Genomic DNA, 11988 nt, shown 5'->3' on the forward strand with positions numbered 1-11988 from the left:
TAGGAACGAGACATGTCCAGCACCACGCCTGCCAACGCGCTCGAAATTCTCAGCCGCGAGATCGCCAAGATCCTCAGCGTCGACTCCGTCGATACCAACGTTGGTATCGGCGAGTTGGGCATCGATTCGATGAACGTCGTCGAGCTGATCGTCTTTTGCGAGCAGCTTTATGGGTCCATCGATCCGGAGACGCTCAACATTACGCAATACACGACGCTGGAAAATCTGGACCAGCAGCTTCGCGCGCAGCAAGCCGCCGAGCAGGACGTCGCCTAGCCCATGCATCGGTCCGCGGCGAGTGCCCAGGCAAGGCTCGGCCTGCGCGCATTGACGTACCGGCACGTCGCCCCTGGCGGCATGCCGGACGATCTCGTCACGGCCGCGCACGAGCTGGGCAGCCTCGCAGGCCATCAGGCCGCATGCATGACGCGTGACCGCAACGTCGATGATTACGTGGTGAGCTCGACGATCCTCTCCGCGCTGCTCGCCGACGGTTCACCGGCCCACCAGGCATTCGCCTCCGCCATGGCTCGATGCGCGGGGCGCCGGCTCGATTGGCTGACACACGCGTACGAGTGTGCAGGCTGGGGATACGTGATGCGCCGGGCACTGCAGAAGGCGACGCACACCGGACCGCGCACCTTGCTTTTGCAGATCGTGGACGTGGACATTCACGACTTCACCTATTGGCATAAAAATACCCAATGGGGAAATTCGGGATTCGGTGTGTGCTCGCTCCTGATCGACATCGCGCCCGGCCAGGAGTGGCCACTGTCGCTCGGCGCGGCCACGCCGGCCATGGCCATGGTGCAAATGGGACGCGCGCTGCGCGATTTCAGCGACGCGCGGCCCGGTGTTCCGGTGGCGGTGCCGTTTTTTCGTGAAACCTCGCGCAAACTGCTGCTCAAACGCATCCCGCAGGCCACCGTGCATGCGGACGGATATGCCAACTTCGGCCACGCGTTCGGCAGCGATCCTTGGATCTCGCTTCTCCTTCAGGCATCGCGAGGGGTGAGCTTCGAGAAGACCATCGTCAATTCGCTCGCCTTGTACGGGTACTTTGCCATCGCCGAAGTCGAGCTCTTTCACGATACCGTATTTCGATTGGAGAGAGCCTCGTGATGCATCGGTACCAAATGGTGCCGGAGCGCACCCGCCCCGTGGTCCTCCCGGCGTCGACGTACACGTTCCCGCTGCACACCACCCTCGACTATGCGCGCATCGCGGCCTTCCAGAGCGAGCAACCCGCGCCGGTGTTGCTCGACCACGCGCAATACTTCGAATTTCTTTCCAAATGGGCCGATGCGCTCTGGGCGGCCCTGGGTGAAAAGGCGCACCTCTTCATCGAGGTTCGTATGCCCTATGTGGGGACGTTGCCGGATAACCTTCTCCGGCCCGAAGTGCTTCTGGGCGCGCATTTGTTCGCCGAGGCGGCATCGTGCGGGGAATATGCAGAGTACCCGGTGGTTTGGATCTCCGACCGCATTCGGCGTGACTTGGATTATCCGTCGGACAACTCGCTGAACTTGGCCGTATGGCCCACACCGTGCACGTCCGCGGTGGAAGCCACGCTCGAACGCTCGTGGCCGGAATATGCGATGACGTTCATCAAAATTCGATAACCGAGGACATCATGGATATGGAACGAGCTGCACCCGAAACGGGCATCCGGTGGACCATGCCGGTCGATGCCTTCATGTCGGACGATTACGAATGCCACGAGAGCCGGCTGAACAAACTTTACGAGAAGGCCAAGGGTGCCCAGTGGGACGTGGCCACGGACGTCGATTGGAAGAGCGAGCTCGATCCGGACAATCCATTGGGCATGCCCGATCCCACGTTGCTCATTTACGGCTCCGAGCTGTGGGAGCGCCTGGACACCAAGGGCCGCAAGGAGGTACGGCACCATGCGCAGGGCTGGATGCTCTCGCAGATCCTTCACGGCGAACAAGCCGCGCTGATCTGCGCCTCGAAGCTCGCCAGCGCCGAGGATAGTCTGAGCGCGCGTCTGTGCGCCGCCGTACAGGTAGCGGACGAGGCGCGGCACGTGGAGGCATATGCAAAGCTGGTCAATGAAAAGCTGACTGTGAGCTATCCCATGAGCCAGTCGTTGAAGGGGCTGCTCGAAAATACGATATCGAGCAGCGCCCTCGACATCACCAACCTGGGTATGCAAGTGCTCGTGGAGGGAATCGCGCTGTCGATTTTTCAGAACGTGGTCGCGTACAGCAAGGATCCCTTCATCAAGGATCTCTTTACGCGCATTCACCGCGACGAGGCGCGGCACTTTGCCGTGGGACGCATCACGCTGACGCGCATTTACTCGGAAATGAGCTCGACGGAACTCAAAGAGCGCGAGGAGTTCGTCAGCGAGGGCGCGCGCGTGTTGTACGACCATTTGTGCGCGGACGACATTTGGTCGCCGATGGGCTTTGCGAAAGAAGCGTGCAGCGCCATGGTGCGCGAGTCGCGCGTGGCCAGCTCGATTCGCCGGGCCATCTTCCGGCGCCTGGTGCCCACGATCCGCGAATTGGGGCTTCTGACACCGCGCGTGCGCGACACCTTCGAGAAACTGGACGTCATCGATTACGAGGCGATGCCGTTGGCCGGTGGTGAGCCATGAACGGGCGCGGCCACTGGCTCGGTGTCGATGCGGCGGAGTACGAGCTGCCGGGGGACCCAGTGGACGTGCTCGCGTGGGCTCGCGAGCATGCGGCGCCCGAGAAGCAGGTGGACGCCATCGTGGCCTCGGGCTCGCGCTATTTTCACGTGGCGCCGGACGTGGGCGAGGTGGAGCTCGCGCTTCGCGCGGTGGGCAAATTGATCGACGCGAAACGATTCGCTCCGGCGGACATCGGCGCAGTCATTCACGTGCATACGCAGCCTTACAGCGCACCGCCTGCGCCGCGCAGCCTGCCGCTCGAGGTAGCGAGCGCCTTTGGCATTCGGCCCATGTGGGCCGCGTCCATCTCGCAGCTGAAATGCGTTTCCACCACCGCGGGCCTCGAGGCGCTCGACGCCTTGATGGCGGCGTATCCGCAATTGAATGCGGGGCTCATCGTATCGGTGGACCGCGTCTACGGAGAGAAGTACCGCCTGCGGCAGATGGGCGGCATTCAATGCGACGGGGCGGCGTGCCTCTTGGTGACGCGCAACAGCACGCGCAATCGCATCGGCGGCGTGGCCATTCGAAACTTCGCACCGAAGTGGTACCGCGGTCCCGACGCGGTCGCGCAGGTGGAGCAGGAGATCATCTCGTACGAGTACCTGTACGCCAGCAAGGTCATCTCCCAGGCGGTGAAAGCAAGCGGCGTCCCGCTGGCCGACTATGGGTGCCTGCTTCCACACAATTCCGACGTTCGCGGTTGGAGCTCGCTCTGCCGCGCCATGGGCATCGACCGCGAAAAGCTGTTCCTGGAGAACATTTTCCGCCGCGCGCACGCCTGCTGCTCGGATTTCGCCATCAACATGGTCGATGCCGGATTCGACGCACTGGACCGCGGCCAGCACGTATTGGCCGCCATGCTTTCCAACATGGGCGCATTCGGGGCCGTCACGGTCCATCCGGTGAACTGACATGAGCGCCGCCCTCGATTACCGCGTGACCCCCAACGACGATTGGCTCTTCGATCTGGCGACGCCTTGCTATGTCTTCGATCCCCAAGCCGTCCTGGCGAGCTATGCGACCTTGCGCGAGCGCCTGGGCACGAAGCTCATCGTGTCGCTCAAGGCGAATTCGCAGGCCGACTTGTTCGTGCGCTGCGGACACGCGTTCACGGACGGGGTGGAACTTGCCAGCCTCGGGGAGCTCGATGTCGTGGTGGGCCGGGGCAAGATTCCCAAATACCTCAACAACCCTTCGATGAACGAGGCGTTCATTCGGGCGGGGCTGGCGTCGCGGTGCCACTTCATTTTGGACAATCCCGATTTGGCGCAGCGCTTTGCCAAGCTGGCCGCGGGCAAGGTGACGGGGGACGTGCTCCTGCGAATGAACGCCGGTGCATTGGCCAGCACCGAGGCGCGCAAGGAATGGCACGACCATTTCGGGATGACGCCGCACGAGGCCTTTCACGTGGCCGAGATGCTCGCCGCCGCGGGGATTCGCGTGACCGGATTGCACGTCTTTTCCGGATCGCACACCTTTCGCGCGGGCCGCCGCGTCGACGATGGCCCCGATTCGGCGGACCTTGCACTGGCCCTCGCGCGCTTTGCCGAGGAGCTCGCGCGGGTGACCGGCACGCCGCCGACCTTTCTCAATCTGGGTGGCGGCTTCTCCGAAAAAGGGCACGAGCGGCCTGTGTTCGATCGGTACCGCGAACGCATCGTGCCCGTGGTGGACCGCTACGAGATCGCGCACGAGTCGGGGCGGGGCATTTTCGGCAATGCCGGCATTTTCGTGACGCGCGTGGTGGCCGTGAAACACTGGTGGGACCGCACCATCGTGGTCTGCGATGGCGGCATGAGTCACAATTTTTTACTGGCAAAGACCGAGTCGATGCTCAAAACATGGCAGGCACCGCGCATCGTTCGACGGGAGCTCCCGCAAAGCGTGCGCGGGAATGCGACACGCATTCGCCATACGCCCTTGTCGTTCGTGGGCAGCACGTGCAGCCGCGCCGACGTCATTGGCCGCATCACCGAGCCTGCCCTTGCGCCCGATCCGGGCGACTTGCTGCTGTTCGAAGGCTGCGGCGCCTACAACCGCACGTACACGGTCGGTGGCTTTTTATCGCAGCAGCCTGCGCACGTTTACATCCGACAAGCTTGAACGATGGATATCGCACCATGAATGCCCATATTCGCCTCGTCGATCTTTTGGACCATGCCGCGGCCCGCTGGCCCGAGCGCCTCGCCTTCGCCGATGCGCAACACCGCGTGACGTACACCGAATTGCAACGGCATGTGCAGGCCACCGCGGGTGCGATCCAGGCCAAAGGCATCGCACCCGGCGACCGGATCGCGACGTACGCGCCAAAGCAATACGAGAATGTCGTCTTTCTTTTGGCGGCAAATCGCGCGGGCGCGGTATTCGTTCCAATCAATCCGCAATTGAAGGAGCACCAGGTCGTTCACATCGTCAAGGACAGTGGAACGCGGCTCCTGGCCACGAATGCACACCGGCTGCGTCGCCTGCCCGCCCTTCAGGATGTCGCGGGCCTCGGCATCTGGCTGCTCGAAGAACCGCCTCCCGGTGCCGCAGTGCGCGATGTGCCCGCGGTGGACAGCGATCCGGCGGCCATTCTGTACACGTCGGGCTCCACGGGAAAGCCCAAGGGTGTGGTGTTGTCCCAGCGAAACCTCGTTTCCGGCGCGCAAAGCGTCGCCGCATACCAGGGTTTGCGCGAAGACGACGTCATTCTCGGGGTATTGCCTCTCAGCTTCGATGCGGGCTTGAGCCAATTGACCACGGCGTTGGCGAGCGGTGCTTGCTATGCGCCGCTCGACTTTTTGCAACCCGCCGAGGTACCTGCCCATTGCGAGGCGCACGGCGTGACATCGATCACCGGGGTGCCGCCCCTGTGGACGCAATTGATGTCGGCGACGTGGCCCGAGAAAACGGCGGCGCGCATTCGGCGATTTGCCAACACGGGAGGGCATATGCCGACGCCACTGCTGCGCCGATTGCAAAGGACGTACCCCAACGCAAAGCCGTACTTGATGTACGGCCTCACCGAAGCGTTTCGCTCGACGTATTTGCCACCTGAGGATGCGGTCCAGCGCCCAAGCTCGATTGGAAAAGCGGTTCCCAATGCGGAGATTCTCGTGTTGCGGCCCGACGGCACGCCGTGCGACGTGGACGAGCCCGGCGAATTGGTTCATCGCGGCGCGTTCGTGACGTTGGGCTATTGGAACGATCCCGAGTTGACGCGGGAGCGCTTTCGGTCACTGCCCTCCGTCCATGCGCAGATCCCCCATGCCGATCGCGCCGTATGGTCCGGCGACATCGTGCGGCGCGATGCCGAGGGCTACCTCTATTTCGTGGCGCGCGGCGACGATATGATCAAGGCGTCGGGCTACCGCGTGAGTCCGACCGAGGTGGAAGAGATTCTCCTCGCCTGCCCGCATGTCGTGGAGGCTGCGGCGCTGGGGGCCCCGCACCCGACGTTGGGGCAGGCCATCGTCGCGTGCGTGCAGTCGACTCTGGAGGTGGACGCGTGCCGCGCGGCGCTTCTCGGTGCGTGCCGTGAACGGCTGCCTTCGTACATGGTGCCGAGCTTCATCGAGGTGGTGCACAGTCCCCTTCCGCGCAACCCCAACGGGAAGATCGATCGGACGTTGCTCAAGCAACGGCACGCGAACGTCTTCGTGACGGAGTGATCCATGCTGAGCATCGTCGCGGCCGCCGCACACGTGCCCGAGCGAATCGCCTTTCACGGCGTGCAGGCGCAAGAACGCAACCTGGGGTATGCCCACTTGCTCTTTCGGTCGGCGTCGTTCGCGCGACCACGGGGAAGAGGGCGCATGACCGAGGAGGAGGGTGCGCGCTTGGCCACACGAGCGCCGGCAACGCTGCCGGTAGCGCGTCGCGCGAAAAGCGTGTCCGATCTGGCGACAGGTGCGGCCAAGGCGCTCCGCGAGAAGGTGGGGCACGCGGTGATGGCGAAAACGACGCACATCCTCGTGGCGCACGGCGCGCTGAATCAGCAAATTGCGGAGTCGCTCCCGGGGCGGGTGCAATTCGAATTGGGCATCAAGGACGCGTTGCCGCTGGGTGTGAGCCAGCTCGGAACTCTCGGGATTTACGCGGCGTGGCCACTGCTGGACGGCCTTTTGCGTCGCGCGGAGGATCAAGCGCTGCTGATTGCGGCCGACAAATGGATTTATCCCTTCTTCCGTAGCTTTGGCGATTGCGTTTCCTTCGGCGACGGTGCGGCGGCGGTGCTCGTCCGGCGGGGCGATGCGGTGCGCGGGTTTGCACTGGAGCATGGCGCGGCCATCGACGATCCCTGGTCGCGCACTCCTTCGCAATTGCGCGCGGCGTTGCTGCCCCTCGCCGTTGCCGCCGGGCGGCGTGCCCTTCTGCACGCTGGAATCGAGCGTGGGCAGCTCGATTCGATCGTAGCCCCGGGCCATGAGCAAGGCTTCACCGACGCGGTGGCCGACGCACTCGAGATCCGTGCCGAGCAACGCCATCGACGACGGGAACCGGGGCACATGTCCTCGGCGGATAGCCTGGTGGCATTTCTGGAGTACCAATCGACACTGCCGGCGGGCTCACGCCGCACCGTCCTGCTATGGGACGCCGCCCTGTGCGGTGCAGCCGGAGCCATGGTCGTGGACATTCAGGGAGAAGTCCCATGAGCGCATACCGCGTCAATCTGAGGGAATTGCAATTTCATCTTTGGGAACTGCTCGATGCCGAACATCAGTTCCTGAATGCTCCGCTTTACCAAGGCAGGAACCGCAGCGACTACGATGCATGGCTCTCACGGGCGCGCGATTTCGCGCTGGAACTCGGCACGGCGTACCGTTCGGCGGACATCGAAGGGTGCACCCTTTCCGAAGACGGCGAGGTGCACATTCCCTCGGCCTTTGGCCCGCTATGGGAGCGGTACCGCACCGAGTGGGCACCGCTTTTCAATCCGTCTGCGATGGTTCCTCCCGTCATCACGCAGCTCATTTTCGAAATGTTCATGGGCGCGAATCCCGCCTTCATGACCTACGGCGGCTTCGTTCGCCCCGCGCTCAAGCTGTTGCAGATGCACGGCACGCCGCACCAAAAGAGCTTCATCGCGGAGCTGGCCAGCTACACGTGGGACGCGTGCTTTTGCGCCACGGAGCCGCAAGCCGGCACGGATCTCACGGCGGTCACCACGAAGGCTACACCGCTCTCGCGCGACGTCTACGCCGTGACCGGCGAGAAAATCTACATCTCGGCCGGCATGCACTCGCTCACCCAGAACACGCTGTACTTCGTCCTGGGCCGCATCGACACGGCGACCCCCGATTCGTTTTCCCTTTCATGCCTGGTCGTTCCGCGATTCTGGCCCAATCCGGATACCGGCCAGCTCGAACCGAACCACGTCGAATGCATCGGTCTACCCCGAAAAATGGGCCTCAAAGGCTGCGCGAATACCCATCTCGTATTTGGAAAAAGCGGGACCACGAAGGGCTTTTTGCTGGGTAATCGCAAAAACATCGGGCTGCTGCAGCTGCAACCTTTGATGAGCCAGGCTCGCATGAGCACGGGCATGTATGGGGTGGGCGTCGCCTCGAGTGCCTACCTGCACGCCGTGGAATATGCCAATAGTCGGTATCAAGGCAGACCCATCGAACGGGCGTCGGACACCACGGCGCCGCGCATCAAGATCATCGAGCATGCCGACGTGCAGCGCATGCTGCTCGATATGAAGTCCCGGGTGGAAGGCTGCCGCGGGCTTCTGGGCAAGCTCGCCGCCACGGCGAGCCGCGCGGCCATCCTCGAGGCGACGCCGGGTGCCGATCCGGGGCTCATCGAGAAGCATCGCAGCCTGCAGCGGCTGCTCACCCCTATCTGCAAGGCATTCATCTCGGACCAAGCGTGGAAGATTTGCGAGACCGCCATTCAGGTCCACGGCGGCGTGGGGTACACGGATGCGAGCCCCGTCGAACAGAATGCGCGCGATGTAAAGGTACTATCCATCTGGGAAGGGACCAATTACATTCAGGCGCAAGACCTGGTGCGCGACAAGTTGGGATTCGGGAAGAACTCGCGCATCATGCGCTATTACCGCGAAGAGCTCGACGCCTTCTTGGCATGCAAAGATCGCCACCAGGGCCTCGCCCCGCTCTTCGAGCAATTGGACCGCACCGCCGGCCGGCTCGAGGGTGCGTTGGAGGCCATTTCCGTTGAAGTCAAAGCCGGCCGCATGCGCGAGAGTAGCCAATTCTACACGCGCTTTCTCGAGATGTTCGGACTGGTCACTTCTGGCTGGGTGCTCTTGGAATCCGCGTGCATCTCGGAGCGTCGTTCCAAGGAGGCCGACGGCGCAGAGGGTGCCTTTTATCGAGGTAAATCGAAAAGCGCCGCGTACTTCTTTGCGAACGTGCTGCCCCTCGCCGAGCAACACGCCGACGTCCTCGCGTCCATGGCCCGCGCCGTGTGCACCATCACCGTCGAAGAATTGGGAGGTATGTCATGATGAACGAGCCGCACAATCTGTTGGGACGGCCTGCCACGCGCTACCGTGGCACCGACATCGACGGGCCCACCCTCGCGCCGGAGGGCCTTTGGGTGCGCGGCCGCAATTTGAATGATCTGATCGGCCAGACCGATTTCGAATCCGCACTATGGCACATCTGGTTCGAGGGCATGCCATCGGCCGCGGAGCGCGATGCCGTGCGCGCGCGCTTGGCGGCGTTCGGCCGTGCCTTCGAAGCGCGCGACGCCAGTGTCGATGCGGCGGCGCTGGTCGGCGGCATGGGCATCGACATGGTGTCCGCTGCGGCCACCGGCTTTTTGCGCGGCATCGATGGGGTGCGGGCCAAGAGCGGCACGTCAGCGTGGGACGACGATTTCGATCAAATGCTCGCGTGCATCGCCGGCGCTCCTTATTTGATGCGCGCGGCACTCGGACCGGCCATCGAGAGGCTCGAACCGGCGACCAGCCACGCCGAACGCGTTCTGCGCCTTTGCGCCGAAGGCGGCGCACCTTCGAAGGCGGGAATCGCCATCATGGATGCCTTGCTCATCGCATGGCACGCCGGCTTTGGCTACATCACGCCGACCGTGCTCGTCCCCCGCTGCGCCATCGGCACCGGGGTCACGTTGGCGCAAGCCATCGCCGCGGGTTTCATGTCCAGCGGCCCGAATCACGTCGGCGCGGCCTTCGAGGCCATGCGATGGCTCACGGCGCTGGCCGCGCGCGAAGGCAACGGCACGGACGAAGCCATCGCTGCGGTCGATGCCGTGATCGACCAGCCCGGCGCGCTGCTCTTCGGCTTTGGACATCCCTTGTTCGTCGCCGATCCGCGCCCGCCGCATTTGCGTGCACTTTGCACGGGCCTTGGCTTCGAGGGAAAGCACCTTCACCTCTTCGACGCGGCGTGCGCACGCGCACGCGAGCGAAAAGGACTCAACCCGAACATCGACTTCATCACCGCCGCCGCCTTGCTCGATCTCGGCGTCCGCGAAGCCCGTTGGGGCGTCGGCGTGGGATTGTGCGCCCGCATCGCGGCCATGGCTGCCCATGCCGTCGAGCGGCGCCGGCGTCCTGCCTTCGGCGTCAACAGCAGCACCGCGCGCAAGCTGCTCGCCGCGGTGCCCGTCGGCTGGCTGTAACTGCGAAAAGGAGAATTATCGTGTTGCTCAAGAACCTCCGTCCCGCAAGCGATTACGATCGGTTCGCCACCGAAACGCTGGCGCCCTGGGATTTGCTGTTCATGGCGCGCATCCGCCAACTCGCGCGCGACTTGCGCCCCGGCACCATCGCCGACATCGGCACCGCCACCGCGGTGGTGCCCGTAGGCCTGGCCAGCGATAGGAGCATGGGCGCGTGGTGCTTCATCGGTGTCGATCTCGACCCGACGATGCTCGAAGAAGGCCGCCCGCGCATCCGCGAGCGCGGCCTGGAGGAGCGCATCGCATTGCATGTCGGCGATGCGCAGGCGCTGCCCTTTGCCGACGAAAGCCTGACCATGTCGGTCAGCCGCGCGACCTTGCATCACCTTCCCGACAAGGCCGTGAGCCTTCGCGAGATGTACCGCGTGCTGGAGCCCGGCGGCGTCGGATTGGTCCACGACATGCGCCGCGACGCTCCGCAGGCATTGCTGGACAAGTTCACACGAATGCGGGCGGCAGCCAATTATCCGCCCACGCACCTCGAAGAAAAGCTCACCCTGGATGAGGCGCGCGCGCTCGTGGCCGAGGCTGGACTCGAGGCCGTGAGCGTGGTGACCAGCCCCAACGGAGGGCTCAGCGCCTTGGGCTTCGAGATCCTCATGAGAAAACCGGCGCAGGTGCTTCAATGAATCCGCAGACGAGCCTCGGTGAGGAGTGCGTGCGCTGCGACTTCCCCACCGAGGGGCGCCTGCTTCCCCTGCGCATCCGTCCAAGTTGGACGTCGCTCGCGCGAGAGCCTGCCGCATTTCTCGATTGGTACCGCGCACGCGTGCCGCTCATCGAGTCCTTGATTGCCGACTTTGGCGCGGTGCTTTTTCGAGGCTTTGCACTTTCCGACACACCCGATTTTCAACGCATCGCCGGCCTGTACCAGCCCCACGCGGCCGGCTACATCGGCGGCGCGACCCCGCGCAAGGTGATCGACGGGCAAGTTTACGAATCGACGCGCATGCCCGCGCCTTTCAAAATTGGATTGCACCAGGAAAAGGCTTACATGGCGCATTATCCGCGTCTATTGGCCTTCTATTGCAAGCACGCGGCGGAGGCCGGCGGCGAGACGCCTTTGTGCGATATGCGCGAGGTCACGCGCAAGCTCGACGCGCGCGTGGTCGAGCGATTTCGCGCGAAGGGCGTCATGTACCGGCGCAACTTCTTCGGACCGAAGGACCGCGAGGCATCGCCCGCGGCGGCACCGTCGCGCGAGTACCATCGCCCGTGGTCCGACGCGTTCTCGACCGACGACCCGGCGCGCGTGGAGGAGGCGTGCCGAGAGCGCGGCCTGTCGTTCGAGTGGCTGCGCGATGGCAGCGTCACCGTTTCGCACGTGGGCGGTGCCATGGTTCGTCACCGGCGAACGGGCACGCAGGTGTGGTTCAACCAAGCCGCCGCCCAGCACGTGAATCCGCGCGCCGTGGGCGATTTCAGCTTTCGCTACTTGCAGCGCAAATACCAGGAGCGCGCCGCATTTCCCTATGACGTGCGATTCGGCGATGGCGAGCCCATGTCGATGGAAGATCTCGCCCCGGTGTACGACGCGATGGATGCGCACGAAACGGCGTTCGCTTGGGAATCGGGCGATCTGCTGCTCATCGACAATATTTTGGTGGCCCACGGCCGCAATCCTTTCCGCGGAAAGCGCGACGTGCAAGTCGCGATGATGGATTGAG

Annotated in this window: 12 protein-coding genes; all 12 read left to right on the forward strand. The window is 63.9% G+C overall.

Features of this window, described 5'->3' with window-relative positions; translation table 11 throughout:
• The first annotated feature begins 12 nt into the window (after positions 1-12).
• Genes LZC95_41540 through LZC95_41595 form a run of 12 tightly spaced genes read left to right on the forward strand, consistent with a single transcriptional unit; the run spans position 13 to position 11987 of the window.
• Entirely contained in the window at positions 13-276 is a 264-nt protein-coding gene (locus tag LZC95_41540) for an acyl carrier protein (protein WXA92921.1), read from the forward strand.
• A gap of 3 nt (positions 277-279) precedes the next feature.
• The gene (locus LZC95_41545) at positions 280-1122 is read left to right on the forward strand and encodes a hypothetical protein (GenBank protein WXA92922.1); all 843 of its coding nucleotides are present in this window, start codon (positions 280-282) and stop codon (positions 1120-1122) included.
• On the forward strand, positions 1119-1622 hold the full coding sequence (locus LZC95_41550) for a hypothetical protein (GenBank protein ID WXA92923.1): 504 nt from the start codon (positions 1119-1121) through the stop codon (positions 1620-1622). The genes LZC95_41545 and LZC95_41550 overlap by 4 nt, the downstream gene beginning before the upstream one ends.
• Positions 1623-1633: 11 nt before the next feature.
• Positions 1634-2623, forward strand: coding sequence for a ferritin-like domain-containing protein (locus tag LZC95_41555; protein ID WXA92924.1), 990 nt, complete (start codon positions 1634-1636; stop codon positions 2621-2623).
• Positions 2620-3576 carry a hypothetical protein gene (locus LZC95_41560; protein WXA92925.1) on the forward strand — a complete coding sequence of 319 codons (957 nt, stop codon included), beginning with the start codon at positions 2620-2622 and terminating at the stop codon, positions 3574-3576. Before LZC95_41555 ends, LZC95_41560 begins: the two co-directional genes overlap by 4 nt.
• 1 nt (position 3577) lies before the next feature.
• Entirely contained in the window at positions 3578-4768 is a 1191-nt protein-coding gene (locus tag LZC95_41565; GenBank protein WXA92926.1) for a hypothetical protein, read from the forward strand.
• A gap of 17 nt (positions 4769-4785) precedes the next feature.
• Positions 4786-6318, forward strand: coding sequence for an acyl-CoA ligase (AMP-forming), exosortase A system-associated (locus LZC95_41570; GenBank protein WXA92927.1), 1533 nt, complete (start codon positions 4786-4788; stop codon positions 6316-6318).
• A gap of 3 nt (positions 6319-6321) precedes the next feature.
• Positions 6322-7302, forward strand: coding sequence for a hypothetical protein (locus tag LZC95_41575; protein WXA92928.1), 981 nt, complete (start codon positions 6322-6324; stop codon positions 7300-7302).
• Complete coding sequence (locus tag LZC95_41580; GenBank protein WXA92929.1) at positions 7299-9122, forward strand: acyl-CoA dehydrogenase; 1824 nt, start codon at positions 7299-7301, stop codon at positions 9120-9122. The genes LZC95_41575 and LZC95_41580 overlap by 4 nt, the downstream gene beginning before the upstream one ends.
• Positions 9119-10261, forward strand: a complete 1143-nt coding sequence (locus tag LZC95_41585) for a citrate/2-methylcitrate synthase (protein ID WXA92930.1) — start codon at positions 9119-9121, stop codon at positions 10259-10261. The genes LZC95_41580 and LZC95_41585 overlap by 4 nt, the downstream gene beginning before the upstream one ends.
• Before the next feature lie 20 nt (positions 10262-10281).
• Positions 10282-10950 carry a class I SAM-dependent methyltransferase gene (locus tag LZC95_41590; GenBank protein WXA92931.1) on the forward strand — a complete coding sequence of 223 codons (669 nt, stop codon included), beginning with the start codon at positions 10282-10284 and terminating at the stop codon, positions 10948-10950.
• A complete protein-coding gene (locus LZC95_41595; GenBank protein ID WXA92932.1) occupies positions 10947-11987 on the forward strand; it encodes a TauD/TfdA family dioxygenase in 1041 nt (346 codons plus the stop codon). Before LZC95_41590 ends, LZC95_41595 begins: the two co-directional genes overlap by 4 nt.
• The last annotated feature ends 1 nt before the right edge of the window (position 11988 follow it).

This window comes from Sorangiineae bacterium MSr12523 (assembly GCA_037157775.1).
In the GTDB taxonomy this organism is placed as follows: Bacteria; Myxococcota_A; Polyangia; order Polyangiales; family Polyangiaceae; genus Pendulispora; species Pendulispora brunnea.